The organism is Actinacidiphila bryophytorum (assembly GCF_016916835.1).
In the GTDB taxonomy this organism is placed as follows: Bacteria; Actinomycetota; Actinomycetes; order Streptomycetales; family Streptomycetaceae; genus Actinacidiphila; species Actinacidiphila bryophytorum.
Map to the genome: position 1 here is coordinate 191656 of NZ_JAFFIX010000010.1, position 23926 is coordinate 215581.

The following is a 23926-nucleotide window of genomic DNA, read 5'->3' on the forward strand; positions in this document are numbered from 1 at the left end:
GTCAGCCGGGGAAGGCCCTGGCCAGGCGGGCGCTCTCCAGGGGTGACAGCTCCCGGTCGATCGCCGGGACCAGCTCCCGCTGCTCGTGGCCCACGAACTGGTCGATGTCGCCCAGGGTGCCGCCCACCGTGAGTGGGTAGGTGCCCTCGGGTGCCCGGCCGGCGATCAGATAGGCCAGCTCCCGCTGCAGCCGCTCGCCCTCGGCCCGGTCGTCGCGGACGGGGCCGGCCGCCGCGGGCTTGCCTTCGAGCGCCTGGCGCGCGGTGACCTCGGTGGCCTCGCAGTGCCTGGCCAGCGCGTCGGCCAGCGGCCGCAGTTCGCTGCGGGACGGGGTGCCGCGGTGCCGCAGCGCCTGCAGCATCTCGTGCACGTGCTCGCCGGAGGCCACCACCCGGGCCGCCAGGCCCTCGTGGTGGGTGCGGGCCGCCACGACGGCGTGCGCGTCCGCACTGGCGCGCGCGTCGAAGAACTCCGCCTGCGCCCGTACGTTCGCCGGCCCGCTGATCCGCTCGTGACCGGCGGGAACACCGGCCGTGTCCTGGGGCTTCATCAGTTCGCTCATGGCACCGACTCCTTGCCTCTCCTGCGGCTCCCCGTGCCGCATGCCCCGCCCTGCCCCGGCCGACTGCGCCGGGCCGCTCACGGGCCGTGCGGTCACTCGTCCTCTGCGCTGTCCTCGGGCTCCTCGTCCTCCTCCACCGGCCAGTCCGCGTCCTGCACGACGTGCACCGCCGCCTCCTCGGCGGACGCCGCTCCGCCGTCTATGCCGACGTCCTCGCCGACCATGCCGTCCAGCCGGCCGCGCACCCCCTCGTCGGGGGCGACCAGCCGGCCGGAGCGCAGCTCGCCCGCCTCGATGTCCACCAGCTCGCCGTCGGTGTCGCTCGCGTCACCCAGGCCGTCACCGGTGCTCGCCCCCACGTCGGGGCGCTCGCGCGGCAGCCGCTCGTCCAGCGTCTCCCCCGCCTGCTGCTCGGCCGCCGTGGTGCCGATCTCGTCCACGCCGAAGGGCCGCTCCGGGGGCGAGTAGCCCTCGTCGAGCACTTCGGCGATCCCGCGGTCGTCCAGGGTGTCCTCGGGCTCCAGCGGCCCGGTGTCCTCCTGGATCTCGCTGCCGTCCGGCTGGTACACGTCGTCGCCCATGGTGCCGTCGATCCGCTCGCTCATGTCGCCGCACCTGCCTCACCCGGCGGCCGAAGGTGTACGCCGGCCGCCACCGCCCACAGGACGACGGCCGGGTGTGCTGCGGGGGATGCGGTTCGCACGGAACACCACGTCCTTCCTGCTCGGGGTGACCGGGCCGCGCGCCGCCGCGGCGGCTTCGTCCACCCGCCCGCCTGCCCGCCCGTCCACGGGGGAAACCGGCCGGGGCCACCGCCCGGCCATTCCTCCGGACGGCCCCCCTCCATCATGCGCGCGAAAGCGCACCGCGCGCCTGCGGGCGCCTCCCCGGGCGGGCGGCCCCGGCGCTCAGGCCACCCCGCGGGGGCGGAACTGGACGCTGATCCGGCCGCCGACCGCCGCCCGGGTCTTGGGTATGGCGTGGTCCCACGTCCGCTGGCAGCTGCCGCCCATCACGATCAGGTCGCCGTGCCCCAGCGGCACCCTGGAGGCGGGCCGGCCGCCGCCGCGCGGGCGCAGCAGCAGCGGGCGGGGCTCGCCGAGCGAGAGGATCGCGACCATCGTGTCGTGCGTGGCGCCGCGCCCGAAGCGGTCGCCGTGCCAGGCGACGCTGTCCCGGCCGTCGCGGTAGAAGCACAGGCCCGCACTGACGAAGGGCTCGCCGAGCTCGTCCGCATAGTGCCTGCTCAGCCGGTCGCGGGCGTCGGCGAGCACCGGGTCGGGCAGCGGCTCGCCCGCGCCGTAGTGGGCGAGCAGCCGCGGCACGGCCACCACGTTGTCGTACATGGCGCGGCGCTCCTCGCGCCACGGAACCCCGGCGGCCAGCTCCGCGAAGAGGTCGTCCGCGCCGCTCAGCCAGCCGGGCAGCACGTCGATCCACGCGCCGCTGCCGAGCACGGTGCGCCGCACCCGGTCCAGGCTGCCGAGGACCGGGGCGCCGGTGGCGAAGAGGGAAGTCTGCTGATGGGCCATGGCACCACCATAACCCCCGTTCGCACATCATTTCGATTACCTGTTCGAGTGAACCCTCGCGCCCCGCCCCGGGGCGTCGCAGGATGGACACATGCTCTTCGCCGAGGTCGCCCGGGTCTCGCGGGAGGTCGCGGACACGTCGTCGCGGTCCCGCAAGACCGCGCTGCTCGCCGGCTTCTTCCGCGACGTCGGGCCGCAGGACGCCCCCATCGCCATCGCCTACCTCGCCGGGCGCCTCCCGCAGGGCCGGCTCGGCGTCGGCTGGGCCGCGCTGCGCGACCGGGCGGCGCCCGCCGACGCGCCGGCGCTGACCGTCGCCGACGTGGACGCCGCGCTCACCGCGGTCGCCGCGGTCAGCGGCCAGGGTGCGCAGGCCGGGCGGCGCGGCCTGCTCCAGGACCTGCTGGCCGCCGCCACCGCGCAGGAGCAGGAGTATCTGATCGGCCTGATCACCGGCGAGGTCCGGCAGGGCGCGCTCGACGCGGCCGCAGCGGAGGGCCTGGCCGCGGCCACCGGCGCCGAGCCCGCGCTGGTGCGGCGGGCGGTCATGCTCGCCGGGGCGCTCGAACCGGTCGCCGAGGCGCTGCTCGCCCGCGGACCCGACGCGCTCGGCGACTTCCGGCTCGCCGTGGGCCGCCCGCTGCTGCCCATGCTCGCGGCCTCCGCCAAGTCCGTGCAGGAAGCCGTGGCCAAGGTCGGCGGGCCGTGCGCGGTCGAGGAGAAACTCGACGGCATCCGCATCCAGGCGCACCGCGACGGCGACGGCGTACGGCTCTTCACCCGCACGCTCGACGACGTCACCGACCGGCTGCCGGAGATCGTCGCGACGGTACGCGCCTTCCCCGGTCGGCGCTTCGTCCTCGACGGCGAGGTGCTGGCCTTCGACGCCGACGGGCGCCCGCGGCCCTTCCAGGAGACCGCGGGCCGCGTCGGCTCCCGGGTCGACGTCGCCGCCGCGGCCCGCACCATGCCCGTCCGGGCGGTCTTCTTCGACGTGCTCTCCGCGGAGGACCGGGACCTGCTCGACCTGCCGTACGCCGAGCGCCACGCGGCGCTGGAGGCGCTCGTACCCGAGCAGGAGGCCCGGGTGCGGCGGGCCGTCGTCGCCGGCCCGGATGACCCCGCCGGGCTGCGGGCCGCGGAGGACTTCATGGCCGAGACGCTGCGGCGGGGCCACGAAGGGGTCGTCGTCAAGGGTGCCGACGGCCCCTATGCGGCGGGGCGCCGCGGGGCCTCGTGGATCAAGGTCAAGCCCGTGCACACGCTGGACCTCGTGGTCCTGGCCGCCGAGTGGGGGCACGGGCGCAGGACGGGCAGGCTGTCCAACCTGCACCTCGGGGCTCTCGGGGAGGACGGGTCCTTCGTCATGCTCGGCAAGACGTTCAAGGGGCTCACCGACGCGGTGCTCGCGTGGCAGACGGAGCGGTTGCTCGAGCTGGCCGAGCGGGATGACGGTCATGTGGTGACCGTCAGGCCCGAGCTGGTCGTCGAGATCGCCTACGACGGGGTCCAGACGTCGCCGCGGTATCCCGCGGGGATCACGCTGAGGTTTGCACGGGTGGTGCGGTATCGGGCCGACAAGTCGGCCTCCGAGGCCGACACGATCCAGTCCGTGCGCTCAGTCCACGCCCTGCCTTAACCCCCCGGCCCTCCCGGGCCGGTCTCCTCGGGGGTGATTTCCCACTTGCTGTGGGCGATCGACGTTCCCGCCGTCGTGGCCGGTCGCGCAGTTCCCCGCGCCCCTAGCTGATTGCCCCTTGCGGTGGGCTCGCACCTTCCGGTGCATCGTGATCGGGCGCGCAGTTCCCCGCGCCCCTGAGGGGTGCCCTCTGCCCGCAGAGGCGGCGCTTTCAGGCGGCACCGCCTGCCTGCGAGCGTGAGCGTTTTTCAGGGGCGCGGGGAACTGCGCGCCCAGCCCCCACGCAGCCGCAGGCAGGCAACGCACCGCAAGGGGCAATCACCTGCCGTTGGCGGGGGCGGACGCAGGGGCCGAGGTACGGGCCGGGGGTCAGCGGGGGGTGAGGCGGAAGGTGGCTTCCTGCTCCTGGTCGCCGGACGCCGTGCCGGTGACCGTGACCTTGAAGGACTCGGAGAGCGCCTCACGGATGCGGTCGACCGCGTGGTAGCCGCCCTGGGCGGTGAGGGTGACCGGGGACCCGAGGGGCGCCGGCCCGCCCGGCAGGGCGAGCGTGCGGGACACGTCGAAGGTGGCGGTCCAGACCGTCGGACCGGCACCTGGCGCGTCCGAGGGCGCCCCGGTATCGGCCCGGTCGCCGGCGAAGCTGGTGTGCAGCGCGTCGAGCACGGTCCCGGCGTCCTCCTTGGCGCAGCTGTCGAGGGTGACGGTGACCTGGGCCGCAGGTTCTGCGGGCTGCTGGGGTGCCGTACTCACGGGGTGTCCTTCCGTCGTGCGGGACAGCGCGACACCGCCGCCCCGCACAGCGCATTTCCGTTCAGCAGCGGACGAAACACCGGTTGCTGCGAATGGCGCAGCAACCGTCCGCGACAATCGGTGCATGTCTGCACGCAAGCCCGCCCCCTGCCCCTGCGGCCTGCCCGCCGCGTACGCCGACTGCTGCGGCGCCCTGCACTCCGGCCGGGCCGCGGCGGTGACCGCCGAGCAGCTGATGCGCTCGCGCTACAGCGCCTTCGCCGTGGGCGACGCCGGCTATCTGCTGCGCAGCTGGCACTCCTCGACCAGGCCCGACGGGCTGTCCCTGGACCGGGACGTGCGCTGGACGGGTCTTGAGGTCCTGGGGGGCACGGGCGGCAGCGCCTTCCACACCGAGGGCACGGTGGAGTTCCGGGCGCACTACCGCAGCGGCCGGGCGGCGGGCACGCAGCACGAGGACAGCAGCTTCGTGCGCGAGGGCGGCGCCTGGGTCTATGTCGGGGAGGCGGATCAGGCCACGGGGCGGCGGGAGTCGTAGGAGACGAAGCTGCGCTGGAAGAGGGCGATCAGGGCGATCGCCCCGATGCAGGCGAGGCCGCCGCCGACGACGGCGGTGGCCGGTGAGAAGAGGTCGGCGGTGGAGCCGGCGAGGAAGTCGCCGAGGCGGGGGCCGCCGACGACGACCACGAGGAAGACACCCTGGAGGCGGCCGCGCATGTCATCGGGTGCGGCAGTCTGCAGCATGGTGTTGCGGAAGACCATGCTGACGGTGTCGGCGCAGCCCGCGAGGCCGAGGAAGACCAGCCCGAGCCAGAGGTTGCGGGTCAGGCCGAAGACGGCGACCGCGGCGCCCCAGGAGGCGACCGCGACCAGCACGGCGAGGCCCTGGCGGCGTACCCGCCCGTACCAGCCGGAGAAGACGCTGCCGAGCAGGGCGCCCACGGCGGGCGCGGCGGCGAGCAGGCCGACGGTGCGGGTGTCGCCGCCGAACCACAGGCCGGCGACGGCGGGGAAGAGCACCCGGGGCTGGGCCAGCACCATGGCCGCGAGGTCGGAGACGAAGGTGGTGCGCAGGTTGGGCCGGGCGGCCAGGTAGCGCAGGCCCTCGACGACGGAGGGCCGCTTCTTGGCGCTCCCTTCGCCCTCGCCGGGCAGCATGGACGGCAGCCGCCACATCGCGTAGAGGGAGGCGGTGAAGGCGGCGGCGTCGATGAGATACGCGGCCTGGTAGCCCCACAAGCCGACGAAGACGCCGCCGAGCATGGGGCCTGCCATCTGCCCGACGCCGCCGGCCAGCGACGCCAGCGCGTTGGCGGCGGGCAGCTGATCGGGCGACAGCAGCCGGGGGATCATGGAGGAGCGGGCCGGGGAGTTCATGGCGAAGCAGACGGCCTGCAGGGCGACGATCGCGTAGAGCACACCGACGGAGCGGACGTGGGCGATGGCGGCGGCGGCGAGTGCGGCGGACAGCACGGTGGCGCCGGTGGCCGTCACCAGGCCGAGCCTGCGGCGGTCCACGGCGTCGGCGACGGCACCGCCGTAGAGCCCGAAGACGATCAGCGGGACCAGGGAGCACAGGCCGACGAGGCCGACATAGAAGCTGGAGCCGGTGATCGCGTAGACCTGGAGTGCCACGGCCATCGCGGTCATCTGCTGGCCGATGTACGACACGGTGTTGCCGAACCACAGCCGCCGGAAGTCGGGGTGCTCGCGCAGCGGGCCGATGTCGGCGAGCAGCCGGTTGCTGCGGGCCGCGGGCGCGGCGGCGGGGGCGGGTACGGCAGACCCGGATGGCCCAGTCCGGTTCTCGCGGTCCTTCTCGCTCTTGAGCACGGGAAACGGTAGCAACCGTGCCCGGTGCCGCGGCGGCCGGGTCGCTTGCGCGCTGCTGTACGCGGGGCGCCCTGCGGTTGAACCTGAGGCAAAACCGGCTGGTGGCGGCGGGGCGGCCGGGAATACGCTGTGCGGGACGAGCAGGCCCCAGGGGAAGTACCGGCCCCTCGGGCGCCCCCGTCCCGGAGCGAGTCGCCACCTCGGCCACGACTCCGGCTACCGCAACAGGCGCCACCGCGTCCGCACCGCCCGAAGTTTGGAATCCAGCCCGGGCGTCCGACGCAGGGCCATGGCCGCGTAGGGCGCAACCGGTCGACGCGACGCTAAGGAGTGCGCGGTGTCACGAGATCAGCTCAAGCGCGAGGAGACGACGGCGGAGCACAGCGGCGAGGCCGTGACGCTCCTGGACGAGGAAGGCCCGCTGGACACCTGGTCCAGGTGCGCGCCGATCCGTCTGGCGGGATACGAGGACGACCTGTCCGAGACGCACATCCTGCGAAGTATCGATTAGTCGACTCGTCGACTGATCGCCTCACCGGCGTAGGACCGGCGAACGGCGCCAGGCTCTTCCGCGGGCCGGGCGGGGGACATCCACCCAGGTCCCCCGCCCGGCCCGCGGCCGTTGCCGGCCCTGCGGCGACGCGGGCGGGAAATGAGACCTGCGCGACATTGCGGCGGCAATCCGCATGCGCACCGTGGGGAGCGGGCATACGGGGGGCGACTTCACCGATCTTCGAGGAGTACCGCGATGCTGAAGGCCCACCCGACCGTCCTGCGGAAACTGGTGGCACGCTACGAGTCGCTGTCCGCGGGCGCCGCAGGCCCCGACGGCACGGACCCACGCATCGAGCAGCAACTGCAGGACACCGCCTACACGTTGTGCGTGTCGACCGGCACCCGTGAGGTCGGCGCGGCGCTCGCGGCGGCCCGGGCGCGTATCGAGGACGAGGACGAGGCAGCCGCCTGACCCTTTCCGGTGTGAATATCCGGCTGTCACAACTGATCGGCGAAGTAAACCCGTTGGGATGAAATTCCCCCGGAACATGACCCGATTGGCCCTCCGCGGCGTTGTCACGGTGCGGGCATACGGCCCGTGATGATGTCCGGAAGGCAGGAAGCGTATGAACAGGCTCGCCCGAAAGGGACTTGTCTCCGCGATGGTCGCCGGCGGCGTGCTGGCATCCGCGGGATATGCGCAGGCCGATGCGGCAGCCGAAGGGGGCACCGCGGGTTCGCCGGGAGTCCTGTCCGGCAATTCGGTCCAGGTGCCGGTGCATGTGCCGGTGAACGTGTGCGGGAACACGATCAGCGTGGTCGGTCTGCTGAACTCGGTGTCGGGCAACGCGTGCGCCAACCGCTCCTCCTCCCAGGCGTCCTCGGTCTCCGGTACGCGGGACGCCGCCGGGTCCGACGCGGGCTCGGCCCGCACCGGCCGCCACGCGGGCAGGGCCGCGGACGAGTCGGCGGCGACGGGCAGCCGCTCGGGCGGCGGCGCGCACGCGGCGGGCGACTCGCGCGGCTCGGCGGGTGTGCTGTCCGGCAACGGGCTGAAGCTGCCGGTGGACCTGCCGCTGAACGTGTCGGGCAACGGTGTGAACGTGGTCGGTGTCGGCAACCCGTCCTTCGGCAACACCGCGGTCAACGACGACGCGCCGCCCGCCCCGCCCGCGCACCTGCCCATCCCCGCGCCGCCCGCGAACCTTCCCGACCAGGTCTCCCCCGCCGAGACCGCCCCGGCGCTCGCCCACACCGGCGCCGACGGCGTCGGCACCGCGGCGGCCGGCAGCCTCGCGCTGCTGCTGGGCGGCACGGTCCTCTACCGCAGGTCCAGGGCGGCCGCCCGCCGCTGACCTGTCCGGCACCGGTCACGCGACGGCGCGGCACCACCCGGTCGGCCGCCGCCGCGTACTGCCGAAGTCCTCTCCCCGGCGCCTATGGTCGGCGGTGGGACGTCGCGAAGGAGGGCTCAGCCATGGCACAGGAAGTCCGCGGGGTGATCGCACCCGGCAAGGGCGAGCGGGTGCGGATCGAGACCGTCACGGTGCCGGACCCCGGTCCCGGCGAGGCGGTGGTGCGGGTCCAGGCGTGCGGGGTCTGCCACACCGACCTGCACTACCGGCAGGGCGGCATCGGCGAGGACTTCCCGTATCTGCTCGGGCACGAGGCCGCCGGCCTGGTCGAGGAGGTCGGCGAGGGCGTCACCGATGTGGCGCCGGGCGACTTCGTGATCCTCAACTGGCGTGCGGTGTGCGGCAGGTGCCGGGCCTGCCGGCGCGGCAGGCCCTGGTACTGCTTCGACACCCACAATGCGCGGCAGAAGATGACCACCGCGGGCGGCACGGTGCTGACCCCGGCGCTGGGCATCGGCGCCTTCGCCGAGAAGACCCTGGTGGCGGCGGGCCAGTGCACCAAGGTGGACCCCTCGGTGCCGCCGTCGGTGGCCGGGCTGCTCGGCTGCGGGGTGATGGCCGGGATCGGCGCCGCGGTCAACACCGGTGCGGTGGGCCGCGGCGACTCGGTCGCGGTGATCGGCTGCGGCGGGGTGGGCAATGCCGCGGTCGCCGGTGCGCGGCTGGCGGGGGCGGCCCGGATCATCGCGGTGGACCTGGACGACCGCAAGCTCGCCACCGCCTCCGCGCTGGGCGCCACCCACACCGTCAACTCCCGCAGCCAGGACCCGGTCGAGGCGATCCGCGAGCTGACCGGCGGCCACGGCGCCGACGTGGTGATCGAGGCGGTCGGCCGCCCGGAGACCTACCGGCAGGCCTTCTACGCCAGGGACCTGGCAGGCACCGTCGTCCTGGTGGGGGTGCCCACCCCGGAGATGCAGCTGGAGATCCCGCTGCTGGACGTCTTCGGCCGGGGCGGCGCCCTCAAGTCGTCCTGGTACGGCGACTGCCTGCCCTCCCGCGACTTCCCGATGCTGGTCGACCTGCACCTGCAGGGGCGCCTGGACCTGGGGGCCTTCGTCAGCGAGACCATCGCGCTGGACGAGATCGAGGACGCCTTCACGCGCATGCAGGCCGGGGACGTGCTGCGCTCCGTCGTGGTGATGTGACCCCGGGACCCCGGGACCCCGGGCGGGCGGTCGACCAGCGGATCCGCGGAAAACGTCAGGGCGCCGCAGACCACCGGGGCCATAAGGTGGATGCGCGCGCATGAACACCTCCCGCACCTCGACGCCGAGGTGCCGGTAGGCGTGCCCTGAACCGCATCACCGCGAAGACGTGATTCGAGGAGCCTGCAATGGCGTTGCCGCAAGGCACGCTCAGCCACCGCTACCGTGGCGAGCACCCCGTACGAACCCTCCTCTACCTCTTCCACCCCGACCGGCGAAGGGTCGCCCTGGCCGTCGCCGCCTTCTTCGGCAAGCACACCCCGGTGTGGCTGCTGCCGCTGATCACCGCCAACGTCGTGGACGTCGTCGTCCAGCACCGGCCGATATCCGTGCTGTGGTGGAACTCGGCGGTCCTGCTGGTGATCCTGGTGCTCAACCTGCCGCTGCACCTGACGTACGTGCGCTGCATGCAGGGCTCCATCCGCCGCACAGGTACCCGGCTGCGGACCGCGCTGTGCCACCGGATGCAGCAGCTGTCGATCGGCTACCACTCCCGGGTCAGCGCCGGTGTGCTGCAGGCGAAGGTGATCAGGGATGTCGAGGCGATCGAGACCGCGGCGCAGCAGACCGCGGACAACGGCCTTGCCGCGACGGCGACGCTGACCGGCGGCCTGGTCGTGATCGGGCTCAGGGCACCGGCCTTCCTGCCCGTCTACCTGGTCGTGGTGCCCGCCTCCGCCGTGCTGGTGGTCAAGCTGCGGCGCCGGCTGCGGGACCGCAACGAGTCCTTCCGCCAGCAGGTCGAGCAACTGTCGTCGCGGGTCAACGAGATGACCGCGCTGATTCCCATCACCCGGGCGCACGGCCTGGAGAACACCGCACTGACCCGGGTGGACCGCACGCTCGGCGAGGTGCTGCACGCGGGCCTGCGGCTGGACCGGCTCAACGGCTGGTTCGGCTCGCTGGCCTGGATCCTGCTCAACGCGATCGGCGTGGCGTGCCTGGCGGGCTCGGCGCTGGTGGCGTACTACGGCTGGCTGAGCGTGACGCCGGGCACCGTGGTGATGCTCAGCGCGTACTTCTCCAGCCTCACCGCCTCCGTGACCACGCTGCTGACGCTGACCCCGCAGATCGGCAAGGGCCTGGAGTCGGTCCGCTCGATCGGCGAGGTGCTGCAGGCGCCCGACCTGGAGCAGAACGACGGCAAGGCGCCGGTCACCGCGGTGGTGGGGCGGTTCGAGTTCCGCGGTGTCGGCCACACCTACCCCGAGGCCGACCGGCCCTCGGTCACCGGCTTCGACCTCGATGTGCGGCCCGGCGAGACGATCGCGCTGGTCGGCGGCTCGGGGGCGGGCAAGTCCACGGTGCTGAACCTGGTGATCGGCTTCCTGCGGCCGACCCGGGGCAGCATCCTGCTGGACGGAGCCGACATGGAGACCCTGGACCTGCGCGACTACCGCAGCTGGCTCTCCGTGGTGCCGCAGGAGTCGATCCTCTTCGAGGGCAGCATCCGCGAGAACGTCACCTACGGCATGGACGAGGTGCCGGAGGAGCGGGTGCGGGCCGCGCTGCGGGACGCCAACGCGCTGGAGTTCATCGACCGGCTGCCGCACGGCCTCGACACCGTCGTCGGTGAGCGCGGCGCCCGGCTGTCGGGCGGTCAGAAGCAGCGGCTGGCCATCGCCCGCGCGCTGATCCGCGATCCGCGGGTGCTGGTCCTGGACGAGGCCACCTCGGCGCTCGACTCGCGCTCGGAGGCGCTGGTGCAGCAGGCGCTGACCCGGCTGGTGCGCGGCCGTACGGTCTTCGTGGTGGCGCACCGGCTGTCCACCATCAAGAACGCCGACCGGATCGTGGTGCTGGACGAGGGGCGGATCGCGGAGGTCGGCTCGCACGCGGAGCTGCTGCGCAGCGGCGGCGCCTACGCCGGTCTGCAGGCCGCCCAGCTGGCCTGAGCGCGGTTCCGGGGTCCCGCGCGGGACCCCGGAACAGCCCGGGCGGCAGCGGTCAGTCCGCGAGGGCCGCGCCGACGATGGCCTGCGCCTCCTGCTGCACCTCGGCGAGGTGGTCGGCGCCGAGGAAGGACTCGGCGTAGATCTTGTAGACGTCCTCGGTGCCCGACGGGCGGGCGGCGAACCAGGCGTTGTCGGTGCACACCTTGATGCCGCCGAGCGCGGCCCCGTTGCCGGGCGCCTCGGTGAGGACGGCGGTGACCGGCTCGCCCGCCAGCTCCTTGGCCGGGACCTGACCGGCCGACAGCTTGGCCAGTACGGCCTTCTGCCGGCGGTCGGCGGGGGCGTCGATCCGGGCGTAGGCCGGCGAGCCGAAGCGCTCGGTCAGGTCCTTGTAGTGCTCGGAGGGTGTGCGGCCGGTGACCGCGGTGATCTCGGCGCCCAGCAGCGCCAGCAGGATGCCGTCCTTGTCGGTGGTCCAGGCGCTGCCGTCGCGGCGCAGGAAGGACGCACCGGCCGACTCCTCGCCGCCGAAGGCCAGGGTGCCGCCGCGCAGCCCGTCGACGAACCACTTGAAGCCGACGGGCACTTCGGTGAGCGGCCGGCCGAGGTCCGCGACGACCTTGTCGATCATCGAGGACGACACCAGCGTCTTGCCGATGGCCAACTCCGGCCGCCACTGCTCGCGGTGCGCCGACAGGTAGCCGATCGCGACCGCCAGATAGTGGTTGGGGTTCATCAGCCCGCCGTCCGGGGTGACGATGCCGTGCCGGTCGGCGTCGGCGTCGTTGCCGGTGGCGATGGCGTAGTCGTCCTTGCGGGCGATCAGCGAGGCCATCGCGTACGGCGACGAGCAGTCCATCCGGATCTTGCCGTCCCAGTCCAGCGTCATGAAACGCCAGGTCGGGTCGGCCTGCGGGTTGACCACCGTCAGGTCCAGGCCGTGCCATTCGGCGATCCGGCCCCAGTACTCGACGGAGGCGCCGCCGAGCGGGTCCGCGCCGATCGTCACACCGGCCCTGCGCACCGCCACCAGGTCGAGCACGGCGGGCAGGTCGTCCACGTAGCGGCCGAGGAAGTCGTAGCGGGAGGTGGTGGGCGCGGCCAGTGCCCGCGTGTAGCCGATCCGGTGGACGCCCTTGAGGCCGTCGGCGATCAGCCGGTTGGCCCGGTCCTGGATCCAGCCGGTGGCGTCGGAGCCTGCGGGGCCGCCGGTGGGCGGGTTGTACTTGAAGCCGCCGTCGGCGGGCGGGTTGTGCGACGGGGTGACGACGACGCCGTCCGCCAGGTTGCCGGTGCGGCCGTTGTTGAAGGTCAGGATGGCGTGCGAGACCGCCGGGGTCGGGGTCCAGCCGTCGTTCTCGTCGAGCAGCACCGTGACGCCGTTGGCGGCGAAGACCTCCAGGGCGGTGACCCGGGCCGGTTCCGACAGCGCGTGGGTGTCGGCGCCGAGGAAGAGCGGGCCTGTGGTGCCCTGCGCGGTGCGGTAGTCGCAGATCGCCTGGCTGGTGGCGGCGATGTGGTCCTCGTTGAAGGCCGTGTCGAGGGACGAGCCGCGGTGGCCCGACGTCCCGAAGGCCACCTGCTGGCCCGGGTCCGCCGGGTCCGGGTGCAGCGCGTAGTAGGCGGTGATCAGGCGGGGTACGTCGACCAGGTCCTCCGGCCGGGCCGGTGTCCCGGCACGCTGGTGCGGCATCCTCGTCTCCTTCGCTGCGGCTTGCCTCGTCCTGCCAGGTCCATTGTCGTGCCTGCCGTCCCCGCGGTGCGGCACCGCACCGCTCGCGCGAGCCACGACGCTCCCGCGCGCATTGGCCTACCCCCGGCCGCGGGGCCGGACACCATAGAGTGCGGCTATGCCTTCCGAGCCCGCCGCCGGTGTCCCCCTGGCGTCCGCAACCGGCCGCTGGGTCCTGGCCTGTTCGGTGCTGGGGTCCGGGATGGCGCTGCTGGACGGCACCATCGTGAACATCGCACTACCGCGGATCGGCGAGGACCTGGGCGCCACACTTGCCGACCTCCAGTGGACGGTGAACGGCTATCTGCTGACGCTGGCGGGCCTGATCCTGCTGGGCGGCGGGCTCGGCGACCGCTACGGGCGCCGCAAGGTGTTCGTGGTCGGCGTGGTGTGGTTCGCGCTGGCCTCGGCCGCGTGCGGGGCCGCGCCGGGCAGCGGGGTGCTGATCGCCGCGCGGGCGCTGCAGGGCGTGGGCGGTGCACTGCTGACACCGGGTTCGCTGGCCCTGGTGCAGTCGTCCTTCCGCCCCGAGGACCGGGCCAAGGCGGTCGGCGCCTGGTCGGGGCTCGGCGGGGTGGCCGGGGCGGTCGGCCCCTTCCTGGGCGGCTATCTGGTGGACGGCCCTGGCTGGCGCTGGATCTTCCTGGTCAACCTGCCGATCGCGGCCGTGGTGGTGGCGATCGCCGTGCGCCATGTGCCGGAGAGCCGGGACCGTACGGCGTCGGGCAGTTTCGACGTGCGGGGCGCCGCGCTGGCCGCGCTGTGCCTGGCCGGCATCACCTACGCGCTGATCGCCGCGTCCGGGCACCCGTCGTGGACGTCGGTGGTGCTGCCCGCGGCGGCCGGTGTGGCCTGCGGGGCGGCCTTCGTGCAGACCGAGCGCACCCGCGAGCACCCGATGCTGCCGCTCTCGGTGTTCTCCTCGCGCCTTTTCACCTCGATGAACGTGGTGACGCTGTGTCTGTACGGGGCGATCGGCGGGGTGTTCTTCGTCCTGCCGGTGCAGCTGCAGATCGCCGCCGGCTACAGCGCGCTGCGGGCGGGCCTGGCGACGCTGCCGGTGACGGTGCTGATGCTGCTGCTGTCGGCGCCGGCCGGGGCGATGGCCCAGCGGATCGGGCCGCGGCTGCCGCTGACGGTGGGGCCGCTGGTGACCGCGGCGGGCCTGCTGCTGCTGATACGGCTCGGCCCTGACTCGTCGTCGTACTGGCTGGACGTGCTGCCCGCCGTGGTGGTGCAGGGACTCGGCATGAGCCTGTTCGTGGCGCCGCTGACGGCGACGGTGCTGGCGTCGGTGGACGTGGACCACGCAGGCATCGCCAGTGGGGTCAACAACGCGGCGGCCCGGGTGGCGCAGCTGCTGATCGTGGCCGCGCTGCCGCTGCTGGTCGGGCTGTCCGACCAGGCCTACCGCTCGCCGCACAAGGTGGACGCGGCCTTCGGCTCCTCGATGCTGATCTGCGCGGGGCTGTGCGTGGTGGCGGCGCTGCTGGCGCTGGCGCTGGTGCCGTCGGGCGCGCTGGCCGAGGAGGGCGAGGGTCCTGCGGTCCAGCCGGAGTGCCGGGCGAACTGTGGCTTCTCCGCGCCGCCGCTGGAGCCCGGCACCGGTGGCGCGACCCGGCGCTGACGGCTCAGGCCCCCTCCCCCGGCGCCTGCGGCCGGGGGTCCGGCTCGGATTCGGGTTCTGGTTCTGGTTCGGTCAGCAGCTGCTCCAGCACGGGCAGCGCCGCGAGCAGCGTGTCGACCTGGCCGGGGTCGAGCCTGCCGATACGGCGGGCCAGCAGCTCGGAGCGCTCGCGGCGGATACGGCCGAGCAGCTCGGCGCCCTCGGGGGTGATGGTGACCAGCCAGGAGCGCCGGTCGGAGGGGTCGGGCTCCTTGCTGACCAGTCCCGCGGCGGCCAGCGGCGCCACCGTACGGGTCAGCGAGGGCGCCGCGACCTGCTCGTGGGCGGCCAGTTCGCCGATCCGCAGCGGGCCGTGCTCCTGTGTCCTGGCCAGTGCGGACAGCTGCGCGTAGGTGAGGTTGAGGTCGTCGCCCGAGGCCTGGGCGAGCTGCCGGTAGAGCCGGGCGATGACCAGCCGGAGCCGGGGCACGGCGGCCGAGGCGGCGGCGGAGGGCGCCCCGCGTCCGTCGGTGTCGGTCATGGCGGGGGCGCCTCCTGGGTGTGCCGTGGTCAGCTGTCCGTGCCGGTGCGGCGGCTGCGGACCAGCGACGCGCCTGCTGCGACCAAGGACATCACGATCGCCAGTGCGAACACCACGACCAGGCCGTCGTGGAAGGGTCCCGAGATCAGGTGCGGGAAGAACTCCCGGCCGGTCAGGGTGTGCGCATTGGCCGCGGGCAGCTTGCCGAGCAGGTCGGGGCCGAGCAGCTGCTGGATCGGGTTGTAGCCGAGGAAGGCGGCGAAGAGGGTGCCGACCGGGGGCAGGTTCGCCACCTCGTGGGCGTTGGATGCGGGCACGCCCTGGGCCGTCAGGCCGGAGCTGAGGGTGTGCGGCAGCGAGCGGGCGAGACCCGCGACCATCAGCGAGAAGAAGACGCCGATGGACAGCACCATGCCCGCGTTCTGGAAGGTGGCGCGCATGCCGGAGGCGGCGCCGCGGGACTCGGCGGGCACGCTGGCCATGATGATCGAGGTGTTGGGCGCGGCGAAGAGCCCGCCGCCGAGGCCGTTGAGGAAGACCACCAGCGCGAAGACCCAGTAGCTGAAGTCGGTGGGGATCAGCAGCAGCCCGGCGAAGGACCCGGCCATCACCACGAAGCCGGAAGCGGCGAAGAGCCGGGCGCCGTAGCGGTCGGACAGGGCGCCCGCGACGGGTCCCGCGGCCAGGAAGCCGACGGTCAGCGGCAGCAGGTAGATGCCGGCCCACAGCGGGGTGTCGGCGTAGTTGTAGCCGTGCAGCGGCAGCCAGATGCCCTGCAGCCAGATGATGAGCATGAACTGCAGGCCGCCGCGGGCGATGGAGCCGAGCAGTGTGGCCGCGTTGCCGCCGGCGAAGGCGGCGTTGCGGAAGAGCCTGAGCGGGAACATCGGCTCCGCGACCTTGTTCTCGACCAGGCAGAAGGCGACCAGCATCGCGACGCCGCCGAGCAGGCCGGCGAGCACCCACGGGTTGGTCCAGCCCATGGTGTGGCCGCCGTAGGGCTGGATGCCGTAGGTGATGCCGGCCAGCAGCGCGGTCAGGCCGACCGCGAAGGTGATGTTGCCCCACCAGTCCATCTTGGCGGGGCGGCGGATGCCGGTCTCGTGCAGCGAGCGGTAGGCCCACACGGTGCCGACCAGGCCGATCGGCACGTTCACCCAGAAGATGGAGCGCCAGTTCCACTCGGCGAGCAGGCCGCCGAGCACCAGGCCGATGAAGGAGCCGGCGATGCCGGCGACCATGTTGACGCCGAGGGCCATGCCGCGCTGGCGGGCCGGGAAGGCGTCGGTGATGATCGCCGCCGAGTTGGCCATCAGCATCGACCCGCCGACGGCCTGTGCGACCCGCCAGCCGATCAGCCACAGCGCTCCCCCGCCGCCGTGCAGCGGGTCGACGGACAGGATCACCGAGGTGACGGTGAAGATCAGGAAGCCGGCGTTGTAGATCTTGACCCGGCCCAGGATGTCCCCGAGCCGGCCGAGGGTGACCACCAGGACCGCGGTGACCAGCATGTAGCCCATCAGCATCCACAGCAGGTAGCTGACGTTGCCGGGCTGGAGCGGGTCCAGCCTGATGCCGTTGAAGATCGCGGGCAGCGAGATCAGCACGATCGAGGAGTTGATCGTGGCGATGAGCATGCCGAGGGTGGTGTTGGACAGCGCCACCCACTTGTAGTGCGGATGGTCGGCTGCGATACGCGGTGGCCGCCGCTGTATTCGCTTGGTCGCGTCTTCCGTCGCCATCAGGCCGTTCACACCCCGCCCGGATCAGTTACTTAACTTAGGTTAAGTAATCCTAGCATCGGACGGTGTCCGCGGCCCCCGGTCACCCGCGGCGGCGCAGCAGGTGCCCGCGCAGCAGCGCGGCCTGCCCGGCGTGCTGGAGGTCGTCGTTGACGACGCTCAGCAGCCGCACGCCCAGCGTCACCGGCGGGTCCCAGCGGCGGTCCACGATCTCGTCCAGGTCCGCGTCGCCCAGGCCGCGCACGAAGGACAGGGTCTGCTCGTGGACCGCGTCGTAGTAGCCGGTGAGCAGGTCCGCGGAGGCCGCGGACAGCTCGGCGACCTGGTCGGGGGTGTGGCCGTAGCCGATGTCGGCGGGGTCCAGCGGCAGGCCGAAGCGCTCCTGCCAGCCGTCCTGCGTCCAGGTCTGCGGGCGGCCCGCGACGTCGGCGACATGGTCGTCCTGGACCCGGGTGAGGTGCCAGACCAGCCAGCCGACGGAGTTCGCCGCCGGGTCGATGCGGTGGGCCAGCTCGGCGGGCGTCAGACCGGCGACGGCGCCGTGGACGGCCTCCTTGATCCGGCCGTAGCCGTCCTCCAGCAGTTCTGCGGTGTTCATGGGGCTCCTCGCGGCAGGCGGGGCGGTGCCGCCCGCGGGGCGCGGAGCACCAGCGGGCGGCCTGATGATCCGATCTTCGCCGATGACCGCCGCCGGGGTGCGGATATACCGCGGCGCCGGGCGGGTCCGCCGACCCGCCCGGCGCCGGGCGTCCTGCTGCTGCCGTGCCGTCAGGACGGCAGCGTCCACTGCTGGTTGGTGCCGCCGGCGCAGGTCCAGATCTGCAGCCGGGTGCCGTTGGCCGAGCTGGGGCCTGTCGCGTCCAGGCACTTGCCGGACTGCGGGTTGACCAGCGTCTTGCCGGACTGCTGCCACACCTGGGAGCCGGTGCCGTTGCAGTCGTAGAGCTGCACCTGGGTGCCGTTGGCGGTGCCGGCCGCGGTGACGTCCATGCACTTGCCGAGGGCCTGCAGGGTGCCGCCGGAGCCGACCGTCCAGTTCTGCGCGCTGGTGCCGTTGCAGTCGTAGAGCTGCACCGCCGTGCCGTTGGCGCTGTTGGCCCCGGCGACGTCGACGCACTTGCCGGCGTATCCGGAGGTGATCGGCCCGCTGCCGCCGGCCGGCGGCGGGGTGGTGGAGCCGCCGGTGACGGAGTTGAAGATGCCGGAGAACTGCCAGGCGGACTGCGAGGTGCCGCTGCAGGAGTCCGACAGCTGGCCGTTGCTCGAGCACGCCTTGTCGCGGCCCAGGGACCAGAAGGCCAGCTCCTGGATGCCGTTGGCCTTGGCGAAGTTCTCCACGTCCTGGGCGTCGGAGGTGGAGAAGACCTCGCTCTGGGTGTCGTTGACCCCGATCATCGGGGTGTTGCCCTCCATCGCCCACAGCTGGGCGGAGGACTTGCCGGTCCAGATCTGGCCGAGCTGGCTGTGCAGGCCCTGGGCGGCGCTGATGGCGGCGTTGCCCATGTCCATGGCCGAGCCGTAGTCCATCGTCATGATGTTGACGAGGTTGACGTTCAGGTTGTGGCTCTTTGCGTTGTTCAGCAGGCTGATGGAGTTGGACTCCAGGCCGCTGGGGCTGACCGGGAGGGTGTACTGCACGTCCAGCCGCTTGCCCTGGGCCGCGTAGCTCTGCTGGAGGTCGGCCAGGGCGGCGTTGCGGCGGTCGTTGGCCGCGGTGTTGTTGAGCGCGCTGCCCTCGATGTCGAAGTCGACCCGGGTCAGGTTGAGCCCGTCGATCACCCGCCGGTACTGCGTCTCCAGCGTGGAGACCGACGTACAGGCGAGCGCCTCCTCGGTGCCCGAGGCGCCGCCGAAGGACGCGATGACGTCGCCGCCGCCGGCCCGCAGGCTGTTGATGGCCGAGGTCCAGGTCGCGTCGGTGATCGAGGTGTCGCCGTTGAAGGTGGCGTTGCAGCCGCCCCCGTCGATGACGAAGGCGAGGGTGAAGTACTTCAGGCCCGTGGCGTTCTTGGCGTTGGTCATCGCCGCGGGCGAGTTCCACACCTCGGCGTAGGGGGCCGCGTACTGCGCGGGGAAGCCGGGTCCCGGGTTGGCGGCGGCGTGCGCGGGGGCGCCGGCCGCCAGCAGCAGTCCGGCGGCCAGTGCGGGGACTGCGGTGAGGGCGCCGAGCCTCTTCAGCTCGATGCGCGGTCTTTGCATGGGGGGAAGGCCTTCCGGTAGCGGACAGACCGGTCCGTCATTCACGTGAATGAACGGTGGACGCCGACCTGAATATCGACGCATCGGTGACCGTAGGACTAGACCAATGCCCCGTCAAGCCCCCACGTTCATCAGCTGAAGACAAATTTTCGGACCTCACGGTCCGTCACGGTGAGCGGGCAGTGCCCGCGTTCAGGTTTCGAACGCGGGCACTGCCTCTGGCCTGCGGCCCTAGTTGGTGACGTTGATGGTGAAGGTGGAGGTGCTGTTCTGGATGTCCACCGCGTTGTCACTCTCGTGCAGCCCGTTGATCGTCACGGAGCCGACCGCCGGGCCCTGTCCCGACTCGGGCTGCGGGTTGGCCCACAGTCCGAAGCCCGACTTGGCGTCGAAGGCGTCACCGCTCTTGTGGGCGCCGGTCACCGACAGGTCGGTGAAGACCGTGTCGGCGATCGGGTTCAGCGAGGTGCTGCCGTTCCACTTGGTCTGGAACATCACGCCCGAGTACGTCGGGTCGGTGATGTCGACGTCGTTGATCCGCAGCCCCTGCAGCTTGAACTCCGCCGAGTAGATCCACAGCGCCGGGAAGGCCTGCTGTCCCCAGAAGTGACCGCCGTCCCTGGCCAGCGAGATGTTGGAGAAGGTGGTCTGCGGCGAGGACTCGAAGCCGAGCGCCGGGATGCCGCCGAACTGCAGCGACCCGATGGTGATGCCCGGGTAGGTCAGGCTGTCGGCGATGTAGAGGTTGCTGAAGGTGTTGCCGCCGCCGCCGTAGACCGCGAGGCCCGCCGCACGCCAGACGTTCCTCACCGTCAGGTTCTGGAAGGTGTTGCCGGTCTCCTGCTCGTTGGTGTGGTCGATCGCCGGGAAGAGCGCGAAGCTGTCGTCACCGGTGGACCTGGCCTCGATGTTGCTGACCGTGTTGCCGCTGCTGCCGTTGGTCAGGTTCACACCGTCGGCGAAGGTGTCGCGGATGCGCAGGTTGGTGATGGTCGAGTTGTCGACGTTGGTGCCCCAGACACCGACGATGGTGTGCTCGATCCACACGTTGTCGATGGTCATGTTGGACACGCCGGTCAGGTCCCAGGGCTTGCCGGGGCCGTCGATCCGGCTGGTGTAGTTGCCGAAGATCCCGAAGCCGCTGAACTTCGTGCCGCTGGCGGAGGCCAGGAAGCCGGCGTCGGTGTTCTCCTGCCCGGTCGGGGTGTAGAAGCGGGTGAACCAGGGACCGGCGCCGAGCACGTTGATGGCGCGGCCGTAGACGTTGAACTTGCTGGAGGTCTGGTAGTCGCCCGCGGGCAGGTAGACGCCGAGCTTGCTGGTGTCCTGCCGTGCGGTGTCCAGCGCGTTCTGCACGTCCTGCTGCGTGAAGCCGGCCGGCACGACGTACTTGGACGGGTCCGGGTTGGCGATCGCGGTGGCCTGCTCCAGGTCGACCGAGTCGATGTTGTAGTAGGCCGCCGAGTTGGCCGCGTCCTTCTGCAGCCGGATCTTGTGGCCGGCCGGGACGGTGGTCCCGAGCAGCACGTTGGCCTCGTCGTAGATGTGCCGCGGGGCGCCGGCGCCGGGCGAGTTGCCGGGGCTGGCCTCGTCGCCGTACAGCCACTCGTACTTCGAGGTGAGGCTGATCGTCTTGAGGAAGGTGCCGTCGACGTAGATGTCAAGGGTCGTCGAGTCGGTGCCGTCCGGGATGTTGAAGCGGGTCACCAGGGTGTTGGTGCTGTTCAGGGTGGTGAACTCGACCGAGGCTCCGTTGGCGGCCAGGTGCACCGCCTTGCGGCCCGAGGCCTCACCTGCCGGGTCGCCGATGGTGCGGTTCGGCCCGAGCACCGTGGCGCCGCCGGCCAGCACACCGGACTCGGCCTCGTAGGTGTCGTACGGCATGTTCGCGCCGCGGCCGACGAACAGCGACTGGGTGCTGGTGTTGTTGGCCTGCTTGATGGCCAGCTCGTTGGCGTCGGCGGCGATGACCGTCTTGACGGTGTACTTGCCGTTGGCCGCGGTCCAGGCGCCCAGGCTGACCGGGCTGGTGGTCGCCCCGGCCGCGATGGCGCCGCTGTAGGAGCCGGTGAGCGTCTTGACGACGCTGCCGGTGGTGGCGTCCGCCACGGTCAGGGTGACGTTGTGCGACCCGGACGCGGCGGCGACGGTGCCCTGGTTCTTGATGGCCACCGAGAAGTTGACGTTGTTGCCCGCCGACGGGTTGCCCGGCGACCAGGCCACCGGGGAGGCGACCAGGTCGGAGGTGTCGACCGGCTTGACCACCAGGGCCGAGGGGTTGGTGTAGGAGTTGTTGGTCTCGTTCTGCTCGACGACCGTGTTCGCCTCGTCCACCTTCGCGGTCAGCTGGTAACTGCCCGCGTCCTTGGCGCCGATGTTCGCCGTCACCACGCTGCTCGCGCCGGCGGCCAGGGCGCTGACGCTCGCGGTGCCGACCTTGGCGGTGCCCAGGTAGAGGTTGACGTTGCTGGCCGGCGAGGCGTTGGTGCCGATGTTCTTCACCGTCGCACTGAGCGTGATCGGGTCGGTCTCCACCGGAGCCGAGGGCGAGGCGGTCAGACCGGTCACCGTGAGGTCGGGGTTCGGCCCCGGCACCCCGATGACCTGCAGTTCGGCCGCCTGGCCGCCGCCTGCGCCGGAGTTGCTGCTGAAGATCAGCCGGACGTCGGCGACCCGGGCGGTCACCGGGATGGTGACGGTGTTGCCCGAGGCCGGGTCGAAGGAGTAGCTCTTGGGCGCGACCAGCTGGGTGAAGCCGCTCGCGCTCTGCTCGCGGCCCTGGACCTCGATGGTCTGGGTGCGCGGGCCCCACGCGGAGCTGGGGTTGAGCTTGACCACGACCGAGCCGGTGTCGACGTTGGCGCCCAGCGAGACGGTCAGCGAGCTGGTGCCGGTGCCCTCCCAGTAGGTGTTGACGTCGTCGTCGTTGGCGTTCGCGGCGACGAAGTTCTGCACCGTGGAGGAGGCGGTGATGGGCTTGCCGACCGCCTGGTTGGTGCCGCCGGTGGGCGGGGTGGTGCCGTTGCGGGTCACCGTGTTGCTGTTGCCCGACTCGTTGCCCGCCGCGTCGATCGCCCGCACGAAGTAGGCGACGGTGGCGGTGTCCGGCTGGCTGTCGGTGTAGGTCAGCGTGCTGCCGCCGGTGGTGGCGATCTTGCTGCCGTTGGCGAAGACCTCGTAGCCGGTGACGGCGGTGTTGTCGCTGGCCGCGCTCCAGGTCAGCCGGATCTGGCCGGAGGCGGGCTGGGTGTAGGCGAGGTTGGCAGGCGCGGTGGGCGCCTGGGTGTCGCCGGATGTGCCGGTGCGGGTCACGGTGTTGCTGTTCGCCGACTGGTTGCCCGCGGCGTCCTTGGCCCGTACGTAGTACGACACGGTCGCGGTGTCCGGCTGGCTGTCGGTGTAGGTCAGCACGTTGCCGGCGACCGAGGTGCGCAGCTGGCCGTTGGCGTAGACGTCGTAGCCGGTGACACCGGTGTCGTCGCTGGCCGCGCTCCAGGTCAGCTTGATCTGGCCCGAGGCGGGCTGGGTGTACGCCAGGTTGGCAGGCGCCGAGGGGGCGGTGACGTCACCGGTGGCCGGGCCGTACACCTCGAACTCGGATATCTGGCCGGCCGGCCAGCCCGTGTTGCCGGTGATGTTCAGCCGGACGTAGCGGGTGGTGGCGGTGTTGAAGGTGATGGTGACCGTGTTGCCGGTGGACGGGTTGAACGTGTAGCCCGCCGAGGCGACCAGGTCGCTGAAGGTCGAGCCGTTGGTGCTGCCCTGGACGGCGAGCGTCTGGGTGCGGGTCGCCCACGCGGTGGCGGGCGGCAGCTTGAGCACCACCTTGTTGACCGGCACCGCAGAGCCCAGGTCGACCCGCAGCCACTGCGGGAAGGCGTTGTTGGTGCTCTCCCAGTAGGAGTTGGCATTGCCGTCGACGGCGTTGCCCGAGCCGTAGACGTCGGCGTGGCCGGACTCGGCGGTGGGCTTGCCCGCGGCGAGGTTGTCCGTCGAGGCCGCCGCGGCCTGCACGGTCATCTCGGACAGCTGGGCGGAGGTTCCCGCGGAGTTCGCCGACACGTCGGCGCGCACGTAGCGGGCCTTGGTGGCGGGGAAGCTGATGGTGACCGTGTTGTCCTTGGCCGGTGTGAAGGTGTACGCCTTCGAGCCGACCACCGTGGAGAACAGCGCGCCGTCGTCGCTGGCCTGCAGTGACAGGGTCTCGGTGCGCGCGGTCCAGGAGGCCGGCACCTTCAGCTGCACCTTGTCGATCAGGGTGCTGCTGCCCAGGTTGACCTGCGCCCACTGGGGCTGGGCGCCGGCCGCACTCTGCCAGTAGGTGTTCTGGTCGCCGTCGTTGAGCCGGTCTGCGGTGTTGCCGCCGCTGGTGCTGCTGGCCGAGGCGGCCTTGCCCGCGGCAAGGTCCGGCACTCCCGCGGCCACGGCCGGCAGGGCGGAGCCGCCGAGCAGCACCAGGCTGGTGGCGACCACCCCCGCCGTCAGCCGTGGGATCGAGCGCTTCGTTCTCATAACGTCCCTCTGTGTCGTGTGGGGAAGATCAGGGGAAGGGCGAGACGGGCTATCCGAAACGTGCGGGATGAGCATGTGAAGTTGCGCTCATCCCATGCAGATCCATCGTCGTTCTGCTCATTATTTGCGCACGTGTTGGCAGAGTGTTACAGACGCGCTACGGCGGCGTCTACGCCTGGGACAGCAACGATTCAGGTGCGGGGAAGGGAAGTTGGCGCACAGCTGCGGGAGAGCGTTCTCCCGGGCGGGTGGCGGCGGACCG

Annotated in this window: 19 protein-coding genes; 8 read left to right on the plus strand and 11 right to left on the minus strand. The window is 72.2% G+C overall.

Annotation, left to right across the window (positions count from 1 at the left end; translation table 11 throughout):
• Nucleotide 1 precedes the first annotated feature (1 nt).
• From JT723_RS17315 to JT723_RS17325, 3 genes are all read right to left on the minus strand, one after another.
• Nucleotides 2–562, minus strand: a complete 561-nt coding sequence (locus JT723_RS17315; protein ID WP_205045539.1) for a hypothetical protein — start codon at nucleotides 560–562, stop codon at nucleotides 2–4.
• Nucleotides 563–654: 92 nt separating this feature from the next.
• Nucleotides 655–1167 (minus strand): DUF5709 domain-containing protein, encoded by a 513-nt coding sequence (locus tag JT723_RS17320; protein ID WP_205045540.1) that lies wholly within the window; start codon nucleotides 1165–1167, stop codon nucleotides 655–657.
• A gap of 303 nt (nucleotides 1168–1470) precedes the next feature.
• The gene (locus tag JT723_RS17325; protein WP_205045541.1) at nucleotides 1471–2094 is read right to left on the minus strand and encodes an alpha-ketoglutarate-dependent dioxygenase AlkB; all 624 of its coding nucleotides are present in this window, start codon (nucleotides 2092–2094) and stop codon (nucleotides 1471–1473) included.
• A 91-nt stretch (nucleotides 2095–2185) separates the two neighbouring features.
• Here JT723_RS17325 and JT723_RS17330 point away from each other — a divergent pair, with 91 nt between their 5' ends.
• Complete coding sequence (locus tag JT723_RS17330) at nucleotides 2186–3733, plus strand: ATP-dependent DNA ligase (protein ID WP_205045542.1); 1548 nt, start codon at nucleotides 2186–2188, stop codon at nucleotides 3731–3733.
• A gap of 369 nt (nucleotides 3734–4102) precedes the next feature.
• Here the strand turns inward: JT723_RS17330 and JT723_RS17335 are convergent, their stop codons facing one another.
• Nucleotides 4103–4486, minus strand: a complete 384-nt coding sequence (locus tag JT723_RS17335) for a hypothetical protein (protein WP_205045543.1) — start codon at nucleotides 4484–4486, stop codon at nucleotides 4103–4105.
• Nucleotides 4487–4610: 124 nt separating this feature from the next.
• On the opposite strand from JT723_RS17335, the gene JT723_RS17340 reads away from it, so the two are divergent.
• Nucleotides 4611–5024 (plus strand): YchJ family protein, encoded by a 414-nt coding sequence (locus tag JT723_RS17340; protein ID WP_205045544.1) that lies wholly within the window; start codon nucleotides 4611–4613, stop codon nucleotides 5022–5024.
• Here the strand turns inward: JT723_RS17340 and JT723_RS17345 are convergent.
• Nucleotides 4997–6223 (minus strand): MFS transporter, encoded by a 1227-nt coding sequence (locus JT723_RS17345; RefSeq protein ID WP_240165773.1) that lies wholly within the window; start codon nucleotides 6221–6223, stop codon nucleotides 4997–4999. The two genes, JT723_RS17340 and JT723_RS17345, sit on opposite strands and share 28 nt — an antisense overlap.
• A 433-nt stretch (nucleotides 6224–6656) precedes the next feature.
• Here JT723_RS17345 and JT723_RS17350 point away from each other — a divergent pair, with 433 nt between their 5' ends.
• From JT723_RS17350 to JT723_RS17370, 5 genes are all read left to right on the plus strand, one after another.
• Nucleotides 6657–6830, plus strand: coding sequence for a hypothetical protein (locus JT723_RS17350; RefSeq protein WP_205045546.1), 174 nt, complete (start codon nucleotides 6657–6659; stop codon nucleotides 6828–6830).
• A 237-nt stretch (nucleotides 6831–7067) separates the two neighbouring features.
• Complete coding sequence (locus JT723_RS17355; protein WP_205045547.1) at nucleotides 7068–7286, plus strand: DUF5133 domain-containing protein; 219 nt, start codon at nucleotides 7068–7070, stop codon at nucleotides 7284–7286.
• A 154-nt stretch (nucleotides 7287–7440) separates the two neighbouring features.
• Nucleotides 7441–8169 (plus strand): chaplin family protein, encoded by a 729-nt coding sequence (locus tag JT723_RS36150; protein WP_205045548.1) that lies wholly within the window; start codon nucleotides 7441–7443, stop codon nucleotides 8167–8169.
• Nucleotides 8170–8291: 122 nt separating this feature from the next.
• The gene (locus tag JT723_RS17365) at nucleotides 8292–9377 is read left to right on the plus strand and encodes an S-(hydroxymethyl)mycothiol dehydrogenase (protein ID WP_205045549.1); all 1086 of its coding nucleotides are present in this window, start codon (nucleotides 8292–8294) and stop codon (nucleotides 9375–9377) included.
• 188 nt (nucleotides 9378–9565) lie between these two features.
• Nucleotides 9566–11332 (plus strand): ABC transporter ATP-binding protein, encoded by a 1767-nt coding sequence (locus JT723_RS17370; protein ID WP_205045550.1) that lies wholly within the window; start codon nucleotides 9566–9568, stop codon nucleotides 11330–11332.
• 52 nt (nucleotides 11333–11384) lie between these two features.
• On the opposite strand, the gene pgm is transcribed toward JT723_RS17370, so the two are convergent.
• Nucleotides 11385–13025, minus strand: a complete 1641-nt coding sequence (gene pgm, locus JT723_RS17375; protein WP_205045551.1) for a phosphoglucomutase (alpha-D-glucose-1,6-bisphosphate-dependent) — start codon at nucleotides 13023–13025, stop codon at nucleotides 11385–11387.
• A gap of 157 nt (nucleotides 13026–13182) precedes the next feature.
• Between pgm and JT723_RS17380 the strand changes: the two genes are divergently transcribed.
• A complete protein-coding gene (locus JT723_RS17380) occupies nucleotides 13183–14691 on the plus strand; it encodes an MFS transporter (protein WP_205045552.1) in 1509 nt (502 codons plus the stop codon).
• 4 nt (nucleotides 14692–14695) lie between these two features.
• Here JT723_RS17380 and JT723_RS17385 read toward each other — a convergent pair whose 3' ends face one another.
• The 5 genes from JT723_RS17385 to JT723_RS17405 form a co-directional block, all read right to left on the minus strand.
• Entirely contained in the window at nucleotides 14696–15211 is a 516-nt protein-coding gene (locus JT723_RS17385; RefSeq protein WP_205045553.1) for a MarR family winged helix-turn-helix transcriptional regulator, read from the minus strand.
• A 29-nt stretch (nucleotides 15212–15240) separates the two neighbouring features.
• Entirely contained in the window at nucleotides 15241–16953 is a 1713-nt protein-coding gene (locus JT723_RS17390; RefSeq protein WP_205045554.1) for an MFS transporter, read from the minus strand.
• 82 nt (nucleotides 16954–17035) lie between these two features.
• On the minus strand, nucleotides 17036–17551 hold the full coding sequence (locus JT723_RS17395; RefSeq protein ID WP_205045555.1) for a mycothiol transferase: 516 nt from the start codon (nucleotides 17549–17551) through the stop codon (nucleotides 17036–17038).
• Nucleotides 17552–17721: 170 nt separating this feature from the next.
• Nucleotides 17722–19152: a chitinase gene (locus JT723_RS17400; protein ID WP_205045556.1), complete on the minus strand. Its 1431-nt coding sequence runs from the start codon at nucleotides 19150–19152 to the stop codon at nucleotides 17722–17724.
• A 231-nt stretch (nucleotides 19153–19383) separates the two neighbouring features.
• Nucleotides 19384–23664, minus strand: coding sequence for a discoidin domain-containing protein (locus JT723_RS17405; protein ID WP_205045557.1), 4281 nt, complete (start codon nucleotides 23662–23664; stop codon nucleotides 19384–19386).
• Nucleotides 23665–23926: the final 262 nt, after the last annotated feature.